Origin of the sequence: Thermoactinomyces sp. CICC 10735, assembly GCF_016055175.1 — a bacterium.
Classification (GTDB): domain Bacteria; phylum Bacillota; class Bacilli; order Thermoactinomycetales; family Thermoactinomycetaceae; genus Thermoactinomyces; species Thermoactinomyces vulgaris.
Genome location: NZ_JAECVT010000003.1, coordinates 96181 through 119782 on the forward strand (window position 1 = coordinate 96181; position 23602 = coordinate 119782).

At 45.8% G+C, this 23602-nt stretch carries 22 protein-coding genes and 1 pseudogene; 13 read left to right on the top strand and 10 right to left on the bottom strand.

The annotated features are described in order from the left end of the window. Positions 1–111: 111 nt before the first annotated feature. Positions 112–339 carry an AbrB/MazE/SpoVT family DNA-binding domain-containing protein gene (locus tag I8U23_RS06770; RefSeq protein WP_037993043.1) on the bottom strand — a complete coding sequence of 76 codons (228 nt, stop codon included), beginning with the start codon at positions 337–339 and terminating at the stop codon, positions 112–114. A 177-nt stretch (positions 340–516) separates the two neighbouring features. Between I8U23_RS06770 and I8U23_RS06775 the strand changes: the two genes are divergently transcribed. The 8 genes from I8U23_RS06775 to I8U23_RS06810 all read left to right on the top strand — a co-directional run bounded on the left by I8U23_RS06775 (position 517) and on the right by I8U23_RS06810 (position 8011). Then, on the top strand, positions 517–1356 hold the full coding sequence (locus tag I8U23_RS06775; RefSeq protein WP_052186596.1) for a LicD family protein: 840 nt from the start codon (positions 517–519) through the stop codon (positions 1354–1356). 291 nt (positions 1357–1647) lie between these two features. Next, positions 1648–3513 carry a phosphotransferase gene (locus I8U23_RS06780; protein ID WP_198050850.1) on the top strand — a complete coding sequence of 622 codons (1866 nt, stop codon included), beginning with the start codon at positions 1648–1650 and terminating at the stop codon, positions 3511–3513. After that, complete coding sequence (locus I8U23_RS06785; protein ID WP_062843283.1) at positions 3510–4499, top strand: DMT family transporter; 990 nt, start codon at positions 3510–3512, stop codon at positions 4497–4499. The genes I8U23_RS06780 and I8U23_RS06785 overlap by 4 nt, the downstream gene beginning before the upstream one ends. Next, positions 4496–5176: an NTP transferase domain-containing protein gene (locus I8U23_RS06790; RefSeq protein WP_062843282.1), complete on the top strand. Its 681-nt coding sequence runs from the start codon at positions 4496–4498 to the stop codon at positions 5174–5176. The genes I8U23_RS06785 and I8U23_RS06790 overlap by 4 nt, the downstream gene beginning before the upstream one ends. A gap of 361 nt (positions 5177–5537) precedes the next feature. Then, positions 5538–6629, top strand: coding sequence for a DNA/RNA non-specific endonuclease (locus I8U23_RS06795; protein ID WP_231564554.1), 1092 nt, complete (start codon positions 5538–5540; stop codon positions 6627–6629). Then, positions 6630–7106, top strand: a complete 477-nt coding sequence (locus I8U23_RS06800; protein ID WP_037993051.1) for an antitoxin YezG family protein — start codon at positions 6630–6632, stop codon at positions 7104–7106. Positions 7107–7193: 87 nt separating this feature from the next. After that, complete coding sequence (locus I8U23_RS06805; RefSeq protein ID WP_198050851.1) at positions 7194–7871, top strand: hypothetical protein; 678 nt, start codon at positions 7194–7196, stop codon at positions 7869–7871. Next, positions 7868–8011 carry an immunity protein YezG family protein gene (locus I8U23_RS06810; RefSeq protein ID WP_232335478.1) on the top strand — a complete coding sequence of 48 codons (144 nt, stop codon included), beginning with the start codon at positions 7868–7870 and terminating at the stop codon, positions 8009–8011. The genes I8U23_RS06805 and I8U23_RS06810 overlap by 4 nt, the downstream gene beginning before the upstream one ends. A gap of 159 nt (positions 8012–8170) precedes the next feature. Here the strand turns inward: I8U23_RS06810 and I8U23_RS06815 are convergent, their stop codons facing one another. Together I8U23_RS06815 and I8U23_RS06820 are read right to left on the bottom strand one after the other, a co-directional pair. Beyond that, positions 8171–9286, bottom strand: coding sequence for an acyltransferase family protein (locus I8U23_RS06815; RefSeq protein ID WP_198050853.1), 1116 nt, complete (start codon positions 9284–9286; stop codon positions 8171–8173). 447 nt (positions 9287–9733) lie between these two features. After that, complete coding sequence (locus I8U23_RS06820; protein WP_049720581.1) at positions 9734–10396, bottom strand: class I SAM-dependent methyltransferase; 663 nt, start codon at positions 10394–10396, stop codon at positions 9734–9736. Positions 10397–10595: 199 nt separating this feature from the next. On the opposite strand from I8U23_RS06820, the gene I8U23_RS06825 reads away from it, so the two are divergent. Next, positions 10596–11174 carry a TetR/AcrR family transcriptional regulator C-terminal domain-containing protein gene (locus I8U23_RS06825; protein ID WP_049720582.1) on the top strand — a complete coding sequence of 193 codons (579 nt, stop codon included), beginning with the start codon at positions 10596–10598 and terminating at the stop codon, positions 11172–11174. Positions 11175–11573: 399 nt separating this feature from the next. After that, the gene (locus I8U23_RS06830) at positions 11574–12437 is read left to right on the top strand and encodes an AraC family transcriptional regulator (RefSeq protein WP_198050854.1); all 864 of its coding nucleotides are present in this window, start codon (positions 11574–11576) and stop codon (positions 12435–12437) included. Between the two features lie 124 nt (positions 12438–12561). Here the strand turns inward: I8U23_RS06830 and I8U23_RS06835 are convergent, their stop codons facing one another. Further along, complete coding sequence (locus I8U23_RS06835; RefSeq protein ID WP_198050855.1) at positions 12562–13299, bottom strand: MerR family transcriptional regulator; 738 nt, start codon at positions 13297–13299, stop codon at positions 12562–12564. Positions 13300–13668: 369 nt separating this feature from the next. Here I8U23_RS06835 and ahpC point away from each other — a divergent pair, with 369 nt between their 5' ends. Next, the gene (ahpC, locus tag I8U23_RS06840) at positions 13669–14232 is read left to right on the top strand and encodes an alkyl hydroperoxide reductase subunit C (RefSeq protein ID WP_037993068.1); all 564 of its coding nucleotides are present in this window, start codon (positions 13669–13671) and stop codon (positions 14230–14232) included. 14 nt (positions 14233–14246) lie between these two features. Then, on the top strand, positions 14247–15773 hold the full coding sequence (gene ahpF / locus I8U23_RS06845) for an alkyl hydroperoxide reductase subunit F (RefSeq protein ID WP_037993069.1): 1527 nt from the start codon (positions 14247–14249) through the stop codon (positions 15771–15773). Positions 15774–15999: 226 nt separating this feature from the next. Here the strand turns inward: ahpF and I8U23_RS06850 are convergent, their stop codons facing one another. Both I8U23_RS06850 and I8U23_RS06855 read right to left on the bottom strand, forming a co-directional pair. Beyond that, positions 16000–16806 (bottom strand): alpha/beta fold hydrolase, encoded by an 807-nt coding sequence (locus I8U23_RS06850; protein WP_198050856.1) that lies wholly within the window; start codon positions 16804–16806, stop codon positions 16000–16002. A gap of 161 nt (positions 16807–16967) precedes the next feature. Beyond that, positions 16968–18383 carry an MDR family MFS transporter gene (locus I8U23_RS06855; protein ID WP_198050857.1) on the bottom strand — a complete coding sequence of 472 codons (1416 nt, stop codon included), beginning with the start codon at positions 18381–18383 and terminating at the stop codon, positions 16968–16970. Positions 18384–18539: 156 nt separating this feature from the next. On the opposite strand from I8U23_RS06855, the gene I8U23_RS06860 reads away from it, so the two are divergent. Continuing rightward, positions 18540–19139, top strand: a complete 600-nt coding sequence (locus tag I8U23_RS06860; RefSeq protein WP_037993074.1) for a TetR/AcrR family transcriptional regulator — start codon at positions 18540–18542, stop codon at positions 19137–19139. Positions 19140–19774: 635 nt separating this feature from the next. Here I8U23_RS06860 and I8U23_RS06865 read toward each other — a convergent pair. From I8U23_RS06865 to I8U23_RS06880, 4 genes and pseudogenes are all read right to left on the bottom strand, one after another. Next, on the bottom strand, positions 19775–20596 hold the full coding sequence (locus tag I8U23_RS06865) for an alpha/beta hydrolase (protein ID WP_232335479.1): 822 nt from the start codon (positions 20594–20596) through the stop codon (positions 19775–19777). 113 nt (positions 20597–20709) lie between these two features. After that, positions 20710–20826, bottom strand: a pseudogene (locus I8U23_RS06870) (IS1595 family transposase); the annotation flags it as partial. A gap of 416 nt (positions 20827–21242) precedes the next feature. Continuing rightward, positions 21243–22616: a 23S rRNA (uracil(1939)-C(5))-methyltransferase RlmD gene (gene rlmD, locus I8U23_RS06875; RefSeq protein ID WP_049720587.1), complete on the bottom strand. Its 1374-nt coding sequence runs from the start codon at positions 22614–22616 to the stop codon at positions 21243–21245. Positions 22617–22666: 50 nt separating this feature from the next. Next, the gene (locus I8U23_RS06880; RefSeq protein ID WP_037993079.1) at positions 22667–23551 is read right to left on the bottom strand and encodes a diacylglycerol kinase; all 885 of its coding nucleotides are present in this window, start codon (positions 23549–23551) and stop codon (positions 22667–22669) included. Positions 23552–23602: the final 51 nt, after the last annotated feature.

Below are 23602 nucleotides of genomic sequence, written 5' to 3' on the forward strand. Positions count from 1 at the left end.
TATATTCTAAAATATTTATATATAAATGAGACGAATTCCTTTTTAAATGACGGTAAATTTACCATTCAAAACAAAAAAGCACCTCGTTTTTGAGGTGCCTGCATCAGACTTTCACTCATCTTTTTTCGGCCACTGCGGAACCGTCTCAAACACATCTTCCAATGCGTCGGATTTCATGACAGCAATCCCTCTTTCAACATCCGCAAACAAAAGCAGGGTTTCGCCCGGTTGAATGTCAAACATATCCCGGATCTCCTTGGGGATCACGATCTGGCCTTTGGTTCCGACCTTTGCGGTTCCGGCGTATTTGCCAACCGGTCCTTTCTTCTTCTGATTCATAGATTCCTCCTTGTCTTTATCATAAACGATCAACCATTGACTTTGTTTCCATTCATTGAACCTCAATATTATCTTAATAAACTCTTCCCGTTTTTCAAAACCGGAACCCTTTCACCCTTCCGCCCGAATCCCAAAAACGGAGTTCTGTGCTACAATTTAGGGTTGAGGTGGTTGCAAGTGAAACTCTCACCAGAAACAATCCGACAACTGCAGAAAAAACAACTGGAGATTTTGCTGGAATTTGACAAAGCGGCCAGAAAAATGGGCCTCTCCTATACCCTTTCTTCCGGAACCCTGTTGGGGGCCGTCCGTCACGGCGGGTTTATCCCATGGGATGACGACGCGGATGTGGCGATGCTCCGGGAAGATTACGAACGCTTTTGGAAAGAAGGCCAAAAACACTTGCCGGATTATTTGTTCATCCAACACTATGAAACTGACCGCGATTATCCGCACAACTTTATCAAAATTGTGGACACGCGCACCCGCCTTGTCGAGCACACTACCTCCCAATCGGATATCAAACGGGGTGTTTTTATCGATATCTTCCCCATCGACCGCATCCCCGACAGCCGGATTCTCCGCACACTCGACCGGATCTGTCTCACTTTCATCTACTTCACCCGATATTCGGTCACACTGAAATTCCAAAAGAAAAGCCACAGCCGCATGAGAAAAATCGCAAGCCGCTTGCTCCGGCCGCTTGGCAAGGCGCTGGGCGTCCACCGGCTCAATCAATGGGAAACCCGCATCAAAACCAAATACAATCACCATTCAAAATTTGAATATACTTACGGAGACAATTCCATCTTGGTTCCAACCGAGATTAAAGAATCCATGATTTTGCCCGTCAGGATTTTTCAAGACCTCGAAGAAATCCGGTTCGAGGGGCACTCTTTCCTGGCAATCAAAGACCGTGACCGCTATTTGCGGACGCTTTACGGGGATCATTACATGGAATTGCCTCCCGAAGAAAAGCAAAAGCCCAAACACACCTTCACCGAATTACAATTATGAGGGTTGATTCATTCATTTTTTGACCAAAAAAGAGGGATGGCTTTCACCGACGAAAGCTTCCCTCTTTTTTTCACGCTTTATGAACTCTGAATAAAATCCTTTTAACAGCCGCTCTCTGGAAATCTCCCATTTCACGCCACATTAATTTCTCAAAAAAAGAGAGTTATGTTAAAATAAATACATTCAAAAATTGAATATGTTTCTCGATTCATCTTGTCCATACGTTTTCACCCCGGTCTGCCACACTCCGCCACAACCGATTCATCACACCATCCAGCAGGAGGGATGTCCATGGAAGATCAACTCAAAGTGCTTGAAATCATCAACAAACATGTGCAGGTGAATCAAAAATCGATCGGGCAACTCTGCCATTTTTCCGCCGGCAAAGTCAATTACCTGATCCGCGATTTGATGGAAAAAGGCCTGATCGACACACGGAAACATGGACGCAGCACCCAATACTACCTCACCAAAGAAGGCATCCGCCTTTTGAAAAACCGGTATGCTTCTTACCAAAACAAAAAAGTGGATCTTCACGGCGGGAAAACAACCAAAATGAAAGAAGCCGTCATTTTGGCCGCCGGCGAAAACGATGAATTCAATCTTCCGGTAAGTCTCTTGCCGCTGAACGGCACCACGCTGTTACAACGCAACATTGACATTTTGAGAAAGCACGGAATCGAAAAAATCATCATCGTCACCGGATACCAAAAGGAAGCCTTCCAATCGTTAACTGATCAAGAAGGAATCGTGTTCGTGGATAACCCGCGTTACCAATGGACCGGGTCGATGTCCTCCCTGGCTTGTGCCAAATATGCCGTTTCCGGGGATTTCATCGTTCTCGACCACGATATTCTGGCGGAGGAACAAGCCTTCAAGCAGCTGATTCACAATGAACAACGCGACTGCATGCTGATTGCAACCGAAAGCGGGCAAGGCAACGAGGCCTATGTGGAACTCCGCAACCAGAGTATCTTCAAAATTTCCAAAGATCTTCACCAATTGAACCGGATTGACGGCGAAATGGTGGGCATCAACAAAATCTCGTATGATGTCTATCAACTGATGCTGGAAGAATACAAAAACAACCAGAATCCCTATCTCGATTATGAATACCTGCTGTTGGATGTTTCCCGCCAGTACAAAATCGGTTATTTGAAAATCAATGATTTGATCTGGTCCGACATCGACACGAAGGAGCATTATATCCGCATTTTGAATTTGGTGCACCCGCGATTGAAGCGGAAAGAAGAAACCTATTTCATCCATCAATTAAAAGATACGGTTTCATCCGCCATCGGAATTCCGGAGGATGACATCACCGGGGCTGTCCCGTTGGGAGGCATGACGAACAAAAACTACAAAATCAGCGTGGCCGGAGGAAAGGAATATGTTCTTCGCATTCCGGGCGCCGGGACAGACCAAATGATCGACCGCCACCTCGAAAAGGAAAACGCCATGCTGGCCGGCGATCTCGGAATTAACGCCAAAACCCTCTACTTTGATGAAAAAAACGGCGTGAAAATTTCTGAGATGATTCCGGATGCGGAAACGCTCACTCCCAAAATGGCCCGGCGCGAAGAAAACATGCGGCTGGTGGCCAACCTTTTGAAAAAGCTCCACACCTCCAACGCACCGATGAAAAACAAATTTGACATCGGACAGGTCAAAACCAAGTATGAGCGGCTGGTCGACGAGGTGAACGGAGGTTATTTTTATCCGAACTTCCGCAAATTGAAAGAAGAAGTGTTGAAGATCAAATTGATGTTTGACGCCATGCAGGTTCCGCTCGTCCCGTGCCATAATGACACCTTGCCGGACAACTTCATCAAAAGCGGGGACAACCGGCTTTACCTGATCGACTGGGAATATGCCGGGTTGAATGATCCCGTCTGGGATTTGGCTGCCTACTCGCTGGAATCTTCCCTGACCCGACGGGAAGAAGATCTCTTCTTGTCCTATTATTTCTCCGGAGAGATCACCGAAAAAATCCGGATGCGCATGCTGATGCACAAGATTTTCCAAGATTACATCTGGAGTTTGTGGACCATCTACAAAGAAGCCAAAGGGGACAACTTCGGGGATTACGGCATCATGCGCTACAACCGGGCCATTGCCAACATTGAGTTCTTCTTGTCAAAGAAGGTGTCGGCATGAAACGGGCCGGTGCAGCTTACGGACTCTTGTCGGGGATCATGTGGGCGTTGGACACGGTATTCATCGGGGCGATCCTCTCCCGCGATCTGTTTGTCTCCTCCGGGCAGGCATTGTTCCTCGCCCCGCTGGTGGGGACTTTTTTGCATGACGCGACATCGGGCTTGTGGATCACCGGATACTTATCCCTGAAGGGGGAACTGAAGAAAGCACTTGCAAACATCAAAACGGACGGCGGACGGTTTGTCATTCTGGGCTCGATCCTTGGCGGTCCGCTCGGAATGACCTTTTATGTGCTTTCCATCCACCACCTCGGTTCCTCCTATGCCGCTTCGTTCTCCGCGGTTTATCCGGCCGTCGGGGCCTTCTTCTCTTTTCTGCTTTTGAAAGACCGTCTGCGCCCCAAAAACTGGTTTGGGCTTTGCATCAGCATTTTGTTCATCATCCTGCTCGGCTCCTCGGGATCAGAGGATGCTTCCGTTCCATCCCGGCTCGGATTCTTGTATGTCCTGCTGTGCATTATCTGCTGGGGATTGGAATGCGTCCTGGTCGCTTATGGAATGAAAAAAGTACAAATTTCCCCGGAGCAATCCATCCTGCTGCGCCAACTGGTTTCAACGGTCACCTACTGTTCCGTCATTCTTCCGTTCTTTGGCGGTTGGCACTTTGCCGCCGGAGTCATGGCCAAAAAGGAACTGTTCTTTCTCGCTCTCGTTGCTTTGGCCGGATCGGTCTCCTACCTGTTTTATTACAAAGCCATCCGGGCCATCGGTCCCGCCAAGGCCATGGGACTGAACATCTCGTATTCCGGCTGGGCCATCTTCTTCGGCTTTCTGTTTTTCAGCGAACCCCTCTCTTTGAAAATGATTGGTTACAGCCTCATGATCATCCTGGGTTCCGTGCTGACGGTGGCTGAAAAAGATGAACTGAATCTCACGCACTTTTTGAAAAAATTCCGGAACCGGACCATGAAGGAGGTGAAACGATGAAAGCCATTTTGCTGGCAGCAGGAATGGGGACCCGGCTTCGCCCGCTCACGCTGACCACCCCGAAATCCCTCATCACCGTAAACGATGAACCGCTGTTGGAAAGGCAAATCCGTTTTTTAAGGGAAACCGGTGTCCGGGATATCGCGGTGGTGACAGGATACCTGCACGAAAAATTCACTTATTTAAAGAAGAAATTTGCCGTCACGCTGATCCGCAACCCGCACTATGACCGGTACAACAACCTCTATTCCATGTACCTGGCCCGGGAATACTTGCCCGGCGCTTATGTCATTGACGCCGACAACTATCTGCGCCGCAATTTTCTTTTGGACAAGCCGTCCACCTCGTTATACTTCAGCGCCAAAAAACCGTTTGTCAACGAATGGGTCCTTCACACGGATTCGCAAAACCGGATCCAAAACATCACCATCGAGGAACAAGGAAATGATTACATCCTGTGCGGCGTCTCCTATTGGAGCGAAACAGACGGCCGGAAACTGGTCAAAAAACTGGAAGAAACCGTCGCAAACGGAGATTTCCAAAACAAATACTGGGATCACATCGTCAAAGAAAACATCCGGGATTTGAATGTCCGTTTGCAAGAAATCGATGCTTGGGACACCCATGAAATCGACAGCCTGGAAGACTTAAAGCGTCTGCAAAGGGAAGGGTTGTAAAAAAGCCGGATTCAACCCGAGACCCTGACATTCCCCGATAAAAACCTTACGGATGCAGATTTCTTCCGCCCGGAGCAGGGAAATCCCGTACCCATCTTTTCACCGGCTTATCCCCCCACCCCCAAAACACCATTTTCATTTGTTTTATTCTCCCCTTTGGCACTGCCACCCCGGAGGATCCCCCACCCGTTCCTTCCTCTTAACCCTTTCCAATATAACCAGGTCATGTAATTTTTCCTTTTGGGATTGGTTTACTGAAATTTGCTCCAAAATAGCAGAAGTCGTAATTGATACACTGTCTGCAGTTTGGGACTGGATCGTCAAATTTAAGGAATACATAGCGTTTGCCGGCGTCTTGATTTTGGGCATTGTCTTGTGCATCTTTGCCACACCGTTAGGGATTGCCGTACTCAGTGGTATGGCTTTGTCATTTGTGATCAGTATGGCCCTGAATGGTTGGGAAATTAACAAAATGACCTTTTTGGAAGCAGCCATTGGCGGCCTCTTGGGATTGATCGGAGGAGGCATCACGGCAGGAGCTTCCCGGGGCTTGGCCAGTGGCATCGGGCAAAAACTGATCATGGGTGCCAAGAATTCCAAAGTCTTGGGACCTGTTCTGCGCGGAGGACAAAAACTGGTTTCCAAATTGCCGGCACCTCTGCAAAACATGTTTACCAAAGGTGGAGTCATCGGAGCAGTAGAAGGCGCCGGTACAAGCGTCGCAGACGATATTTTGCACGGGCGAAAAATCAATTGGAAAAATGCAGTCTTATCGGGAATAGGCGGCGCAGCACTGGTCGGATTAGGATCATTCATCGTTCCCAAGTTGGACCCAATCATCGATAAAGTAACCACCGCATTCAAAAAATCAGAAACTGTTGAAATCGCAGCAAAACAAGTCGCAGATTGTTTTTCTTATCGATATCAATCAAACAGTTATTTGGCATCCATAGCACTGGCTTCTCCAATTAAATGTGAAAAATATGGAGAGCACTTCACCAAAAGAAATGGCAAAAAAGCTTTAAAAGCAAACATTGAATACACTTCAAATGAAGGCTATAAATATATAACCGATGCAAACGGAAGAATCATAGACATTGAAGCATCCTTAAAATTAGGCAAAGGAAAAAGGAATAATTATGCTCAAAGGACCGTGGGTGGTGATGACAGGTTGCCAGATGACGATGGCGGCCATTTAATAGCGACTATTTTCAAAGGATCTGGTGAAATTGATAACCTGGTCCCGATGAACTCTAATCTGAACAGAGGTGAATGGAAAAAGTTGGAGAACGAATGGAAAGAAGAATTACTTCATAATAATGAAGTTAAGGTCAAAATAAATCCTAAATACATTGGCAATTCAAATCGACCAGATTACTTTAAAATAAAATATAAAATTGGTGATGATCCTTGGGTTGAAATTGAGTTTAAAAATAGACCAGGAGGTAAATAAATGGAAGCTCAATTAGGAAAAATATATCAGCAGATTGGAGAAACCATTGTTGAAATGATTCCCGAAGAATGGGAAAAAGTTTATTTGTATGCGGAAGTGAGTGAAGGATTTAGTTATGTTTACTTTTACTACTACCCTGTAAATCATTCATCCCCTGTTTACTTTTTGGATATTCCCGAAAAATTTCATATCAGCGATACGGAGTTTGATGAAATTAAGCACCAATTATTCGAAGAGTTTGTGAAGTTGTGGGAAACCTTCAGAGAACATAACCAAGAGCCTTGGACCAACCTGACTTTGTTCTTGGATTCATCCGGAAAATTAAAAATCCATTTCGACTATGAAGATCTCTCTCATGCGAGCCCGCGAAAACGCAGAATCATTTGGAGATATCAATATCTTGGAATTGTACCAGAAAATCAGAGGGACAGATCTTTTATAGATGAATATCTAAAACAGAAAAAAGAGGATATATAAAAATGTTTACAGTATCTTTCTCCATAACGTTATCATTGCTTAAAGCACTGCATTTTCCACCGGCTCCCCATTGGCAATGAGGCCGGCATGATTAGTTTAACGAATTTTAACAGACTGGCATTACGGGAGCGAATTCGAATGGATCGTAAAATCAAATCACTCCTCCAAGAAGGAATTAATTTAGAAAAAGAAAATGTCATTCAGCATTTTCGGTATTTATTACAATATCCGTTTCATCCGGATACCACCCTTATCTTGTTGGAAATCAGAGGTGACAGAGGAATTTTTGGTGCAACGATCACACCCATGAACGGATTTGGAAGACAACTCAACATGGATGCCCATGGAGAAGACCCGAAAGTAGGTTCCTTTGGATTTTATGCTTATGAAAAAATGGAGCAAGTGCTTCCACCAGAGGAATTCGAAAAGCTGGAAGAAGATGAAGAACTCGTGGAGGAAATGGATTCCTATGTTAAAGATTACTTTGTTCCGTTTTTTCAGGAATGCTTCAACAAAGCCGGCGGAAAGAAATCAAAACTCCCCTGCTATCTGGGTTATACCAATGGCGATGTCTATGATTTGGGTAAAAGAAAAATGGCTAAACACTTATTGATGAACGTAATCAAGAAAACCGGTTTCTATAGTAGAATTGAATCCGGTTTTCTTTTTTATTTTGTTTTGCAGGGGGAAAATCCATGGATACTCCATTCGAAACCCAATCAGGAAAGCTTTATCAGCAAATCGGAGAAGCCATTAATAAAATGATTCCTGAAGAATGGGAGAAAGTTTATTTGTATGCGGAAGTGAGTGAAGGATTCAGTTATGTTTACTTTTACTACTGCCCTGTCCATCATTCATCCTGTTTAACTTCCCGAAAAATTTCATATCAGCGATACGGAGTTTGATGAAATCAGGCAACCAACTATTTGAAAAGAGTTTGTACCTCCAGAGAACATGACCAGGAACCTTGGACTAATTTGACTTTGTTTCGGGTTCATCCGGAAAATCAGAGAGACAGGAAACATTTTGGAAGCATATCTAAAAAAAGAAGCCGGCTCCTCGAATCAAACGGGAGCCGGTTGTTTTACTTTTTTCCTCTTCATCCCGAGCACAAGATAGCGGATGACAGGAATTCTCCGCAATCCCTCATAGAGGAGAAACGTGCCGGGCAGTTCGATGGCCAAGGCCAAAAAGTAATTCAGGGCCTTCGGCAAGGGACTGAAATGGTAAACATAGAAACAAACCACTTGAACGACCAAGTAATGCACCACATAAAAACCGAAGCTGGATCGGGTCATATAGGATGCAAAAGCGGATGTTTTATTAAACCAGGCTTTGCCACAGCCGAGGATCGCAAGGATGGCGGCCCACAGATAACAGTTGGTCAAAAAGCTTGTCAGGCACTTTGTGGAGACGAAACTTTCCCCAAAGTAACAGACGGTAAAGGCCACTCCCAGAATGACGGCCGCAAACAACATGGGAATCCGGATCTTTTCGACGGCGTTTTGAACTTCATCATGGGAAAAAACAAAGTAACCAATCAGATAAGCGGCACCATAGATCCCAAACCGGTACGTTGTGATCACAGGCGGATTCAAAACCTGTGCCGCCCCCCAGATGACAAAAACGAGCGACAGGATCATGACGATGTTGATTTTCCCGCAAAAGGCCCAGATTTTATCGTTTTTATCCATTTTGCGGATCAACACCAAGAAGACTGAAAATAAAAACAGCATTTGGATAAACCACAAAGGGCCGGTTCCGGCCATGGCAAAAACGGGATAACGCATCCAAACCGGAATGGAATCGAGCCCGCCTCCCCACTTGATATTCAAGTACCCGGAGATCCAGTGAAAGACAAACAACCCCAGGGTGGCCGGAACCAAAAGCTTGTTCACTTTGTCTTTTAAAAATTCCCGGTGGGTCCGCTTGTAGAGCGCATACCTGGCACTGATCCCGGCGATTAAAAAAAGGATGACCATAAACCACGGATAAACGATATAAGAAAACGTATCAAACGCGCGTACCCCGGCATCATCTGCAACCGGAAAAGGCACGCCGACCGTGTTGAACAGATAAAACACGTGATAAATCAAGACCAAAATCACGGTTGCCCAGCGGATATTATCCAAATAATGGACTCTGCCAACCTTATGGACATCCGACTTTACACTTGTCATTATGCTTTCCCCTTTGGAACCGGTGGTAACCGGACAGATGTACTTTCGCTTTGATCTTTTCCTTCATCCAAGATATTTTTCTCCGGGCACGTTTGGTATAATTAGTATTACTTGTATTACAAATTATACTTTGGAGCATTGTTTTTGTCAATGGGAGCATCCTCTTGTCTTCAATTGCGGCGATCATATCCATGATTTCCGTTGCAAAGTGGTGCCGGATGCTTGATGTGAGGATAAGACATGCGGACATCTTCATCAAGGATGGATTCAGAGAGAAGTTGAATGAGGTGAATGGTGAAATGGAAGACAAAAAAACGCCAATCAGGCCAGCTTTTATCCCCTGAATTGGCAAGGCAATTTAACGGAGCGCATGGAATCGGCGTTTCCACTTTTCAGATACAATCATTTATTTTGTGAATCAGCATTCGCCAGAGCAACCCGTTTCATTTACTTATAAAGATAGACATACAAACTGATGCCTTCTTTTTTAATCTTGTAATTTTCAAAACACGATTCGTTGATTAATTCCTCAAACCCTTCTTTGGTGTATGCGCCTTCCCTCAGGAAAGTTCTAAATGCGAATTTTACAAAATATTTGTCAAATCCTTTCATGCCTGTCTTCTTGATTTCATTCTCTATATCTTCTGCGGTGGCCTCGTGATTCATGTCAATGATCAGTGCAGTTCCGCCCGGTTTCAGCACTCTGTGCATTTCATTCAATGCTTTTAAGGGCTCCTTGAAGTTTTTGAATGCCGCACTGCATACAACAAAATCGAAAAAATTGTCGTCACAAGGCAAACTGGATGCATTTCCTTCTTTAAAATCAACAAATACACCGGCTTTCTTTGCATTTTCTTTTTCAATCTTCACAAAATCGGGGCTGATCTCAACACCCGTTACATGAAAACCTCTTAAGGCAAGCTCGATGGCCAAATAACCCGGGCCGGGGGCGACTTCCAAGATCTTTGCATTTTCGCCGACATGCGATGCCACTTCATTGGCATATTCCCGCATTTCCGCAAGCCGGTTCTTACGCGTGTTTCGGTCATACCATTTGGCCGCCAAACCATAGATCCCGACATCTTTCTTTTTTCTCCTGTTCTTGATCATGTTTTTCACCATCCTTTTTCAACCGGAAATCAATCTGCCAGTCACCGGGGCAAAGCTCCTCTGCCTTGGGTGTATTGATAATCCGGTTGCAACAGGTTATAATGCAATCACCTAACATTGTTAGTCTGCTTATACTGCCAGTATACAATCTAACACCGTTAGTGTCAATGTTTCGAAAATATTCTCTTGGAGTGATTGGATGACCATAACCAAAGAAGCCATTATCCAAGCATCGCTGGATCTTTTAAACCGGGATGGCATAGGGAATTTGACAATGCGGGCACTTGCAAAGGAGTTAAACATCAAGGCGGCTTCCTTGTACTGGCATATCAAAAATAAACAGGAATTATATGATTTGATTGCAGAACACATCACCCGGGATGTATCTTTTCCCGAATCGGTCGATCATCCTGAAGAAGCATTAACAGCCATCGCTTTGGAATTCAGGAGGGTTTTGCTTCATACCCGGGATGCGGTCGATATTTTTGCGCAATCTGTCCCCAAGACACCGAGCAGAATCAAAGCCATCAAATTTGTTTTATCTGCCCTGACCAAGCTCGGGGTATCTGACAAAAATTGTATGACTGCAGCCAATCTCATCAATAATTACATATTATCGTTTGTCGCCGATGAAATCCGGGCAAAGCAGCTTTCTTCAGAGGAACTTAAGCAGTTTGAAATGCTTTTTGGCAAGCAATATGCATTTGATCCGGACTTTGAACGGCAGTTCCTGTACGGGTTAAACGTGTTACTGACAGGATTGTTACATGTGAAGTAAATATGAGGGATGCCGGTTGCCCCTTCTGGCAATGATCAACTCTGCAATACTCCCAACAAAAGACCATGCTTACAGCGGGATTTGGATTCCGGTCAAAAAACGAACGTAATAAGGGTTTTCCGGCCAAGGGACGGAAAACCCTTTATCATAAAACAGCCAATATATCTTTGGATCAGTTTCCTTCCTCCTCCCCTTTTTCATGGTGCTGATTTCCATTGTAACTTCCTCAATGACAACTCCCTTTGACCGACATCACACCATCGGTTTTAAAAACAATCGAAAACGTATACAACGGACAATGAGATACCGATTGATGATCCGATCTTTTTTGGATGAATAAAGTCGAGCGGCAATGCATGGCGTTTTGTTATGATGTCGATGCCGAAGGGGGGAAACCATGTGTTAAAAGAATTGAATGACGTGATCAACTATATTGAGGATCATTTGACCGATGAACTCACTCTGGAATCGATTTCGGAATATGCCGGGGTTTCGGACTACCACTTTCGGAAGATATTTTTTTATCTTACCGGCTTTCCTCTGAGTGAATATATAAAAAACCGAAGATTATCGGAAGCCGGCATGGACCTGTTGCAAGGAGAAACCGTGACCGATGTGGCTTTGAAATACGGTTATACCCTCGACGGCTTTACCCGGGCTTTCAAAAAATGGAGCGGTCATTTGCCCTCGGATGTCATCAAGAACGGCGTCAGCCAATCTTTTCCCAAACTTTCATTTGTCATTACAGTCAAAGGAGGCCATTCCATGAAGTTTCGGATCGAAGACAAACCGGCTTTTCATCTGGTCGGTGTCAAGAAACGGGTTCCCATGCAATTCAAAGGAATCAACCAAGACATTGTCAAACTGGCAGAAAGCATCACGGATGAGCAAAAAGAAGAAATGCATGCACTTCAAAACATCGAGCCTTATGAAGTCGTCAATGCTTCTTATGAAGCGGATGCTGACTTCTTAAAAGAAGAAGGAGAATTAACGCATATGATCGGGGTTTTGACGACGAAAAATCAGGTGAGTGACCGGTTGGAAAAGATGACGGTGCCTGCATGCACTTGGGCCGTCTTCCCCAATGAAGGGCCCTTCCCTTCCACACTGCAGGAAACCATGGCCAAAGTGTATTCCGAATGGCTCCCCTCTTCCAATTATGAACTCATCAATGCCCCTGCTTTTTCCTTTTCCAAACGGGATCAAAACCAAAAAGACCATGCTTACAGCGAGATTTGGATTCCGGTCAAAAAACGAACGTAAAACATAAGGGTTTTCCGGCCAAGGGACGGAAAACCCTTTTTTTGCAGATGTTTATATATCACCTGATCTATATTTTGTCACTCGTTTTCGCATTGGATCTTGACGGCGGTCCCGGTCGGATTGTTTAATTTGACGCATAATTCTCTGCCGCACAGAAGAGATAATAACTCAAGCCGGTCTGTTGCGATTCCATTTGCTTCCGGTGAAAATCATCCATCATAAAAAACCGGGTTTGGGCCAAAAAACCCTTTGCATCCATGTCCATGTCTTTTTGAAGGAACCGGATGTGTTTTTCAATCGCATCCCGTACCCGCTTGTCGTTGACACCGATGCCGTTTCTCAAGGCGGAGGCCATAAACGACATAAATTCAACCGCTTCATTCGCCTTTTCATTCATCGCGTCAGCATGGATTTCACTTGAATCAATTTCGTAGCCGTAGTTTTTTTGCAAATAATCATTCTGCTCTTTCATCGCTTCTTTCCATTCGGTTTCATTCAACCCGGAAAACATCTTATCCTTTCTCATCGGAATTTCCTCCTTTTCGTGCCGGATGGTTTCCTCCAACGTCCGCAAAATGCCGGCCAGTCTCTGCTCTTTTTCTTTTAAGAGGGAATGCTGTTCCAACAAACAGCTCAGCCGGTCCGTTTGCTGGTCCAGCAAGTCTTTGATTTTCTTCAACGGAAAATCCAACTCGCGATAAAATAAAATTTGCTGCAACCGTTTTAATTCCTGATCGCCATAATAACGGTATCCGTTGTCGTCCACCCTCTTTGGCAACAACAGTCCGATTTTGTGATAATGGTGCAACGTCTTCACGGTCACACCGGAGAGTTTCGCCACTTCCTGCACGGTATAGGACACATCGCTTCACCTCCCGCCATCCACTCTAAAGTCTTACCCAAGGTCAGGGTCAAGAGAAATTCCGCATTTTTTTATTCATCAAAAGCGCATGATTACTATTCATGATGAGTTATGATAATAATAAATAAAAGATGAAAATGGAGACGCTTCAACCAACGGGGAACCGAAGCTCCGCCCTGCATCCGGAAGAGGATGGAACCAGGAAAACCGCTTATGTGGCGGCGCCGGGAGCCGTTTCAATGGTTCAGTTACTTAAACGTTGACAACAAGATAAATTATAATTATTATTAAATAGGAATTAATTAAAGAAGCGAGCCTTCAATCCCCACGAAGCGCTTCATATATCTTAAAAACAGGAGGAAACAAGCCATGTCTTTAATCGGTAAAAAAGTTGAACCTTTCAAATTGCAAGCTTACAGAAATGGTGAGTTCGTCGAAGTGACGGAAGAAGATTTCAAAGGTCATTGGAGCGTTGTTTGCTTCTACCCGGCAGACTTTACTTTTGTTTGCCCGACCGAGCTTGAAGACTTGCAAGATCAATATGAAACCCTGAAAAAACTGGACACGGAAGTATTCTCCGTTTCCGCTGACACCCACTTCGTGCACAAAGCATGGCATGATCATTCCGAAGCGATCAGCAAAATCACCTACACCATGATCGGCGACCCGGCTCATGTGCTGATCAACATGTTCGATGTATTGAGAGAAGAAGAAGGTGTGGCTGACCGCGGTACCTTCATCATCGATCCGGACGGCGTGATCCAAGCTGTCGAAATCAACGCTGACGGCATCGGACGCGACGCAAGCACCATCGTGGACAAAATCAAAGCAGCTCAATACGTACGCAACCATCCTGGCGAAGTTTGCCCGGCAAAATGGAAAGAAGGAGAAGAAACCCTTAAGCCGAGCCTTGACCTGGTTGGAAAAATCTGAGGAGAGCGATATACATGCTGGATGCAGAAATAAAAACACAACTGGAACAGTATCTCCAACTATTGGAAAACGATATCGTTCTTAAAGTAAGCGCCGGCTCCGATAAAGTATCCCAAGACATGCTCGCCTTCGTGGATGAAGTTGCGGGCATGTCCCCCAAAATCAAAGTGGAAAAAACCACATTGGAGCGCACGCCCAGCTTTAGCGTGGACCGTGTTGGAGAAGATTCAGGAATTGTCTTTGCAGGTATTCCTCTGGGTCACGAGTTTTCTTCCTTTGTGCTGGCTCTGTTGCAAGTCAGCGGCAGACCGCCCAAAGTGGAGCAAAGCATTATTGACCAAATTAAAAATCTGGATGGCGAATACCACTTCGAAACATATGTCAGCCTGAGTTGCACCAACTGCCCGGATGTGGTGCAGGCTTTGAACATGATGAGTGTTTTGAATCCGGGTATCAAACACACCATGATCGAAGGAAAAGCCTATCAGGAAGAAGTGGAAAGCAAAGACATCCTGGCTGTGCCCACGGTTTACCTGAATGGCGAATTTTTCGAAAGCGGACGGATGACGATCGGCGACATTCTCAAAAAACTTGGAAGCGAATCCGACCCGTCGGAATTCAATAAAAAAGATCCGTTCGATGTCCTCGTCATCGGCGGAGGGCCTGCCGGCGCAACGGCGGCCATTTATGCGGCGCGTAAAGGGGTTCGCACAGGTATCATTGCCGACCGGTTTGGCGGCCAAATTTTGGACACCACCACCATTGAAAACTTCATCTCCGTCAAACAAACCGACGGGGAAAAACTGGCTTCCCAACTGGAAGCGCATGTCAGGGATTACCCTGTCGATGTGATGGATTCACAAACGGTTAAACGGATCGAAAAGAAAGACGACATGATTGACATCTTCCTGGAAAACGGTGCCGTGTTAAAAAGCAAAACCGTCATTATTGCAACGGGTGCCCGTTGGCGTAATGTCGGTGTTCCCGGAGAAGATAAATTCCGGAACAAAGGTGTGGCAAACTGCACACACTGTGACGCACCGTTATTCGCCGGAAAAGACGTGGCCGTCATCGGCGGAGGAAATTCCGGCATCGAGTCGGCCATCGACCTGGCAGGGATCGCCAATCATGTCACCGTCCTCGAATTTATGCCTGAACTAAAAGCAGACGAAGTTCTGCAAAAACGCCTGAACAGCCTTCCCAACGTCACCGTGATTACCAATGCCCAAACCAAGGAAATCACTGGCACAGATAAAGTGGACGGAATCAAATATATCGATCGTGAGACTGGTGAAGAACATCACATCAAACTGCAAGGTGTCTTTGTCCAAATCGGTCTCGTGCCGAATACCGAATGGTTGGAAGGCACGGTCGAAATGGATCGCGGCCAAATCATCGTCGATTCCAAAGGTGCCACCAATGTTCCGGGCATCTTTGCCGCAGGGGATTGTACCAACAGTGCCTACAAACAAATCATCATTTCCATGGGCTCCGGTGCAACCGCCGCATTGGGAGCATTTGACTATCTGATCCGCAATTAATTGAAAAAAGTTGCTCTACTGAATTAAAGTAGAGCAACTTTTTTTGTTCCTGATCATTGGGATGTCCGCCATCTCCGGTAAATCCCATCCCGCATAATTTGCCTCCTCCATTTCGGAGGCACACTTTTCCTTGGAAACGCACTTCAATCAGCAAGCTTACCGATTGAGACAGCCAATCCCAAACCAACAATGTTTTCATACCTTACTCAGATCCTCAATTTTCTTCTCAACCAATAAATCGCGCCAATTGATGGTTAAATTCATCTTTCTCATCATAAAAAGATCCGTGACCGGAAAATTGAAACGGGACCAACCTGGCATTCCGGATCATCCTTTGTTGGATTTCTCCCAGTTCAAAAGGAACCACTTGGTCATGAATGCCGTGAATGATTAAAACCGGCACCCGGATCGCTTCCAAATCGGCAAACAACACTTCCCGGATCCAGGTTTTTGCAATGGCAGCCGTGGCCCATCCCGCCGCCTCCAACCCCAATTGGAAAAACCAGTCGGAAAATGCTTGCGATGTATGTTGGTAAAAAAAGCGGTCCCCGAAATCCCGAAGCATCCGGGGACGGTCCCGGTAAGTGTCCTTGATAATCTGCAATATGGTTTCTTTCTCAACCCCGTATGGAAAATTGGTTCGGCGGATCAAACTGGGAGCAGCAGCTGCGACCAAAACCAGCTTCGACACCCCGTAACCCTGATGCCGTCCCATATATCTGGCCGCAATGGCACCGCCGGTGGAATGCCCGACCAATGTAAAATCACGCAATCCGAGCGCCTCCACCACCCCTCTCACATCATCGGCCAACGTATCGTAATCATAGCCGGAAAACGGTTTGTCAGACTTGCCAAATCCCCGGATATCCATGCCGATACAGCGATACCCGTATTTGGGAAGCCGGTTGAACTGGTATTCAAACAGATGATGATTGCCGGGCCAACCGTGCAAAAACAAGATGACCTTTTGGCATTCGGGCCTTAAATCTTCGACATATATATTGATATGATTTGCCTTCACATAGTAACCCATGGCTTTCCTCCTTCATGAATATGTCAGGTCATTCTATTCATGAAGGCGTTTCAATATGCCGGAACTCACCCCGCCGGCCTTTTTCCAAAATAATGCCCGAAGTGACAAATCCACCTCGGGCTTCACAAGATCTTCCTTGAATTCGCTTCAAATTCATCTCCTTATTGATTTTGCACCTGAGGTCCTTGTATCCGGTTTTTCAGTTTGTCAGTCAAAAACAATGCCGGCAGGATGCTGATCCCCATGAAAATCAAGCTTGTCACAAAACCGGAGTGATAAGCTCCGGCCAAGTTGGCTGCCGCAGCTCCCCCGAGGACATGGCTCACCACGGTTGCCAAAATGGCAGAACCGGAAGCTGCCCCGACGTTTTGGATAATGCGAGTGGCCACGCTGGCTGCCGGCATCTGTGACTTTTCCAATCCCACATAAGCGTCGCTCATTACAGGGACTGTGATCCCTCCAACGCCGATTCCGCGTATGAACAGTACAATCCAGATGATCCACTGTGCCGAGTCAACATCAAAAAATATAAACGGGAACGTCCCGATGATGGTGATGGCAATCGAAGGCAGCACAACATACCGGGCCCCGATCTTATCCGTCAAGTTTCCAATCAACGGCCGTGCCACCAGCATCCCCAAGCCTTGGGGAATCAGCCACAACGCCGATGTGATCACGTCCAGACCAAGTACATTTTGAAAAAACATCGGGAAAAGCAGCATGGGTCCGTTGGTGGCAAACCCGGCCAGGAACAGGGAAAAGAACACGGCACTGAAATTTTTGGATTGAAACAGATCCAGCGGGATCAATGCTTCGCTCTTTTGCTTCCATGCATAAAGCAGGTAGGAAATCAGTGACAGAAAAGCGATTCCCAAAGCCAGAATGCCTGTGGCTGCATGCTTGCTTTCCGCCCGGATCTCTGTGATGCCATAGATAAACATTCCCGATAACATCGCCAACAACAAAATACCGATCCAGTCCAGTTTTGCTGATCGATTCACCAGCTCAAATTTTGGAAGCTTGCATTGCGCAATGATGAGTGCAAGGGCTCCGACCGGAAGGTTTACAAAGAACAACCATTGCCACTCGGAGTGCTGCAAAATCAACCCTCCGATCACCGGTCCGGCAATCGGGCCAAAAACAACCGGAATTCCGACAACAGACATGAGACGCCCGATGTTTTCGCCGCCGGCAGCTTGTGCAACCAAGGTCGTCAGCGTTGGAATGATGATCCCGGAAGCGATCCCCTGCAACATACGAAATGCAATCAGACTCTCAATGTTCCAAGCAAATCCGGAAAGGAGAGAGCTGATCAAAAACAGCCCCAATGCGTACATATACACCTTCTTGCCGTCATATTTTTGCATCAGCCATCCGGAGAAGGGGACGGCCATCCCCAACGCAAGAACATATCCGGTCACAACCCATTGCGTAACCACGAAGGAGGCTGAAAACACTTTTGCCAAATCATTCACCGCAATATTCACGATCGTGGAGTCCAACATCGGCGGCAGTGCGCCAAGTACCAAAATCCACGCAATGCTGAGCAATCCTTTGGGCAATTTATCTTTTTCCATCATCTCACCACCTTATTAGGATACACATTGTACTTTAATCAGTATACACACTGCCGCCATAAAATTCAATATGTACCTTATTTCCAAAAACAATATGGTATAATGTTTTAGAAAAATTTGGTCCGGGATTAAGGTTTCCCGAAAGAAGGTGAAGAAATGAAAGATCCAAACAAGAATACGCGCAGAAGAGGAGACACGCTGACCGAAAGCATTTATGAAGCCACGATTCAGTTAATCAAAAAGGTCGGCTACAACAACCTGACCTTTCAACAAATCGCGCAGGCCGCCAAAACCAGCCGTTCGGTCTTGTACCGCCGTTGGAAAACTCCCTTGGAATTGATCCGTGACATCGCGGCATATAAAGCAATCGACGCACTCGACGGGGCTTTGATTGATAAAATTGAGGATACCGGAAGTTTGCGCGGGGACTTGTTGCAGTTGCTCACCCTTTACCAAAGCATTTATGACCGGTGTGAGCGTGAAATCATGAATGCGATTTTATTTGAAATGGGGCAAAACAAAGAAATCGCAGCTGAACTTGAAATCAACGCAACCAATAAGAACATCCAGGTCATGCGGAAACTGCTCGAGTTCGCCAAAAACCGGGGGGAAAAAATAAAAAAGGTCAGCGACGAGACACTGACCTTGCCTTTTGACCTGATCCGGATTGAAAATATTCTGCGTAAGGATGCGATTGACACTAAACGGTTGGAACGGCTGGTGGACGAAATATTGCTTCCGGTTTATCTTGCTTGACGCCTCCCACTTAAGGGCAAGAATTCCGTTTTCTTGTCCACCCCTTCTTTCAGAACGGGGCGAAGAACAGAAACGTTTATTCGCAAAAGGAAAGATGACTTCGACGAACTCCATCCCTGTAGCCACTCTTTTTAGCTCCACATATCCATTCCCTGTAAATTTCCTCCGGATTGATACTGAAAAAGATCCGGAAATGATCAGTGCTTTTATATCAAATCCGGATCCAATGTCTTTCTGTCAATCTTTTTTCATCCATGCCACGCACTCCACGTATCTCGAGTGTTGACGGCAGACAAATTATAAAAAATGAGATGAAGTGGTGCATTATCACTTCTTTTCAATACCTTTTATGTTACGGATCCGATTGTGGAGGTGAACCAATAAAAGAAACAAAAGAAATTTATGATACCTTAGCTCAATGGAGATTTGAAAAGTATGTAAAATAAAAAGGCTCTGTTACTAAATATGGTTGATCTTTTGTGTAATTGTAAAGGAGACGTTATTTCCTCTACAAACCGGGATTTGTGCATTTAACTTAGTTCTGACATATACGAAAATCAGATCTGTCTTGTTTTACAATAATATCTCATTATAAAAGTTGATATAATCATTGATAGCTTCTTCAAAATACGGATTTAAATAAATATCAAAGTGTCCGCAATCATACTGTTTACAAGTTGAGTATTTCGTGTTTCCTGCAAGTTGTATGGTTTTTTCTGCAGGAGCCAATGAATCTTTTGAACAAACCGCAACATAAATCGGATTGTTGATTTTACTGAAATATTTGCCGGGAGAATACTTGACAAATTCAAGTAATGTTCTTGCTGGTGCTTCATTCTAAATTCTGCATCTCCAATAAATCTCTTTGTGGTTTCCTCATCGGCTTCCATAAACGCATTTTCTCCCTTGTATGTGGAGAGTTTCAGCATGACGGGATGATATCCTCTTATACAGGATAATAAGTCAGCAATAACAAAAGGTACTTTTTTCAGGATATAAGGCAGGGATACCATTTTTACTGTGGCCATGGTATCCGTATATGGACATTGTGCTACTGTTGCTTTAATATCATTTCTGTGTGCCGACAGCCATATTACATGCCCACCGCTGAATGAAGTGCCAAAGAGCAAAAGATTCTCTCCGTCAATGCGATTGTCTTTTTTGACATATTCGATGGCATTATTCCAATCTTCGAGCTGCATTTTTACATTTATCAGTTGTCTTTTATTGCCGTCACTTGCCCCAAAGTTACGATAGTCAAATAAAAAGCAAGCGTATCCTGCTTCTGCAAATCTTTCAGCGTATTCATATAAACGCATTTCACGAGTTCCACCCAATCCGTGAGCCATTACAATTATGGGGCATTTTTTATCGCTTGCTGGTAAATACAACCATGCACTGCATCTTGTTCCCTTGGAATAAAAGTCAACATCTTCCCGCTGAAATGAATTTCCCATAATTACCTCCTTTCAATATCATTCAATAAATTCTGATTTATCTGAATCCATGAGACGAACGAATTGCTGGCCTCTTGGAATTTGACTGCATTTTTCAGACCTCAATGTAATCTGTGGTAGTTGTTAATATACTGGATATTATAAATGCCATTCTTGCTCTTTCCTGTTTTCAACTGTACTAATTTATTTCCGTTTATATTTGAAAACTTAACATATGAATTCATTTTATTCCCTTAAAAAAATATATAATAAATAAACTTTATATTCTTAATTTTAATATAAATATCGACCCTTTGTCAAAGGGTATAGGTTAACGCGCAAGCGCGTTTGCTCAGGTCTTTAGGATCGTGTTGTTCCCGCAGGACTTTGAATATGCTACGGAGCATGACACCGCAGAAAAATACGAATGTATTTTTTTGAGTCGCTGCCAAAAGCAGAAACTCCCTGAACAAAGTCAGACCGTTTCGACTCCTTCTGGAGGCACAGTTATTGTAATTTGTAATGGGTATATGGCAAATTATCAAATATAAAAAGATATTTACGGCTTGAGTCAATGAAATTATTGCTCTAATGACACTATATTAAAAGAAATAGACCCCCCCCAAGGACAGGTTAAGGCCTATTTCTTCACATCTTTTTATTCTGGTTAATTTTCTAATTTCAACATTGCAACATTTTCTATGTGCCCGGTCTGCGGAAACATGTCCACCGGTTGCACTTCCTGCACCCGGTACCCGCATTCTGCGAGGTATTTTGCATCACGGGCCAACGTGGATGAATTGCAGGAAACATAGACGAGCCGCTCAGGCTGCATGGAAACGAGGGTATCGAGCAGCACCCGGTCACAGCCTTTTCGCGGCGGATCGACCACCACGACATCCGGGCGGATCCCTTCTTTGTACCATCGGGGCAACACTTCTTCCGCGGCTCCCGTTTCAAACGTGACATGATCCATGCCGTTAATTTTCGCATTTCTTTTTGCATCCCGGACAGCGGCGGGGACAATCTCCACCCCGTACACCCGCTTGGCGTTTTGCGCCAGGTACAAGGCAATGGTTCCGATTCCGCAATAAGCATCGATCACGACTTCATGGCCGGTCAGGCCGGCATACCGGGCCACTTGATCATACAGCACTTGGGTCTGCACGGGATTGACCTGGAAAAAGGAATGCGGCGAAATGGCAAAGGTCACTTCCCCGATCCGGTCGTAAATGAAATCCCGGCCCCACAACACTTCATTTTCCGGACCCAAGACCACATTGGTCCGTTTGGAATTGATGTTTTGGATCAATGACTTGAGCGCGGGAAACTCTTTTCGCAACGCCTCCACCCATTTGTCACGATGCGGCAGTTTTTTGCCGTTCGTCACCAGCACAATCATCATTTCCCCGGTGTGAAAACCGGTGCGAACCATCACATGCCGCAAGCATCCCTGGTGTTTGGTTTCGTCATAAACGGGGGTTTTCAGTTCCCGGGCCAGTTCTTTGACTTTCCGGACAGCTTGATCATTGGCTTCATGCTGGATGAGGCAGGCCTCCATATCCACGATCCGGTGCGATCCGGCCGCATAAAAACCGGCTTTCACTTTCCCGTCCTCCCATCCCAAAGGAACCTGGGCTTTATTGCGGTACCGCCATGGGTCTTCCATGCCCAACACGGGGAGAACCGGCACCTGCATGCCGCCGATCCGCTCAAAATGATCCGCCACCTGTTGCCGTTTATACTCCAGTTGGGCAGGATATTGCAAATGTTGGATCTGGCATCCCCCGCATTCATGGTAAATCGGGCAAGGGGGCTCCGTCCGGCGGGGATGGCTTTTCAACACTTGGATCGCCTCGCCCTTCCCGTATGTTTTTTTCACCACTTGAACGCGGACGCGGACTTTCTCATCCGGAACCGTTTGCGGAACAAAGATGGTGAATCCCTGGTATTTCCCGACACCGGCTCCGTCATGGGACAAGCCGGTGATTTCCATTTCAATCACATCGCCTGTTTTTACCGGCGGATTTGCTTTCTTCATCCGAACAACTCCTTCATAAAAAAACGTTCATCAACCCGGATGAACGGCGACTATGGACAAAAGATCTGCAAGTGGCGCGGCAGCATTTTCACCTTACCGGAAAGCTCCCCTCCCCACTCCCCGTCCAAATTTAATTTCAGGGAAATCGGGGTGTTGATCTCGAGCTCATCCGTTTGGAAATAAATGATTCTCGAATCCCGGATATGTTCCCCTTTACGGGCCAGGGCAGCCAAGTGCAACAAGTCGGGGATATTGGCTTTGGGAATGATGAGCACATCAAACAAACCGTCATTCAGACTGGCTTCGGGAGCGAGCCGTTCAAATCCCCCGACAGAGACGCTGTTGGCAATGATGATCAGCCAGATTTCCGACTTCCATTTCCCACGGGGCGTTTGAAGCTCGACCGGGAAAGGATGATGAAGGCTCCCCAGCTTTTCAATCGCTTTGGCGTAATAAGCCAACGGCCCCACCATGGACTTTAAACGGCTGGGCGCCTCATAGGTGACTTCCGTCAACCGGCCGGCTGCCGCCACATTGATGAAATATTTATCTCCAAACACACCGACATCCACATCGACGGTGTTTCCTTTGGCAATTACTTTGCAAGCTTCTTCCAAATCCCGGGGAAGTTTTAAAGCCCGGGCCAGATCATTTGTGGTTCCTCCGGGCAAAATGCCGAGTGCGGGAGGGTTTGGAAACTCCGCCAACCCGTTGACCACTTCATGAATCGTCCCGTCCCCGCCGGCGGCAATCACCACGTCCTCTCCCCGTTTTGCGGCAATGCGGGCTTCCCGGGTGGCATAACCCCGTCCCGTGGTGGCATGGCAGGAGGTTTCATATCCGGCCTGTTCCAATACCGCGATCAACTGCGGCAACTTCCTGGCTATCATTTCCCTTCCGGCTGTGGGATTATATATCAGTCGTGCCCGTTTCATAGAGCCAGCTCCTTTGGACTTTCAAAAAAATTGCCGTCATTTTTCCTTATT

Coding starts and splice junctions, on each gene's coding strand:
- I8U23_RS06770 (WP_037993043.1), bottom strand. CDS start 339: ATGAATCAGAAGAAGAAAGGACCGGTTGGCAAATACGCCGGAACCGCA.
- I8U23_RS06780 (WP_198050850.1), top strand. CDS start 1,648: ATGGAAGATCAACTCAAAGTGCTTGAAATCATCAACAAACATGTGCAG.
- I8U23_RS06785 (WP_062843283.1), top strand. CDS start 3,510: ATGAAACGGGCCGGTGCAGCTTACGGACTCTTGTCGGGGATCATGTGG.
- I8U23_RS06790 (WP_062843282.1), top strand. CDS start 4,496: ATGAAAGCCATTTTGCTGGCAGCAGGAATGGGGACCCGGCTTCGCCCG.
- I8U23_RS06800 (WP_037993051.1), top strand. CDS start 6,630: ATGGAAGCTCAATTAGGAAAAATATATCAGCAGATTGGAGAAACCATT.
- I8U23_RS06805 (WP_198050851.1), top strand. CDS start 7,194: ATGATTAGTTTAACGAATTTTAACAGACTGGCATTACGGGAGCGAATT.
- I8U23_RS06810 (WP_232335478.1), top strand. CDS start 7,868: ATGATTCCTGAAGAATGGGAGAAAGTTTATTTGTATGCGGAAGTGAGT.
- I8U23_RS06815 (WP_198050853.1), bottom strand. CDS start 9,286: ATGACAAGTGTAAAGTCGGATGTCCATAAGGTTGGCAGAGTCCATTAT.
- I8U23_RS06820 (WP_049720581.1), bottom strand. CDS start 10,396: ATGATCAAGAACAGGAGAAAAAAGAAAGATGTCGGGATCTATGGTTTG.
- I8U23_RS06825 (WP_049720582.1), top strand. CDS start 10,596: ATGACCATAACCAAAGAAGCCATTATCCAAGCATCGCTGGATCTTTTA.
- ahpC (WP_037993068.1), top strand. CDS start 13,669: ATGTCTTTAATCGGTAAAAAAGTTGAACCTTTCAAATTGCAAGCTTAC.
- ahpF (WP_037993069.1), top strand. CDS start 14,247: ATGCTGGATGCAGAAATAAAAACACAACTGGAACAGTATCTCCAACTA.
- I8U23_RS06850 (WP_198050856.1), bottom strand. CDS start 16,806: ATGGGTTACTATGTGAAGGCAAATCATATCAATATATATGTCGAAGAT.
- I8U23_RS06855 (WP_198050857.1), bottom strand. CDS start 18,383: ATGGAAAAAGATAAATTGCCCAAAGGATTGCTCAGCATTGCGTGGATT.
- I8U23_RS06860 (WP_037993074.1), top strand. CDS start 18,540: ATGAAAGATCCAAACAAGAATACGCGCAGAAGAGGAGACACGCTGACC.
- I8U23_RS06865 (WP_232335479.1), bottom strand. CDS start 20,596: ATGGGAAATTCATTTCAGCGGGAAGATGTTGACTTTTATTCCAAGGGA.
- rlmD (WP_049720587.1), bottom strand. CDS start 22,616: ATGAAGAAAGCAAATCCGCCGGTAAAAACAGGCGATGTGATTGAAATG.
- I8U23_RS06880 (WP_037993079.1), bottom strand. CDS start 23,551: ATGAAACGGGCACGACTGATATATAATCCCACAGCCGGAAGGGAAATG.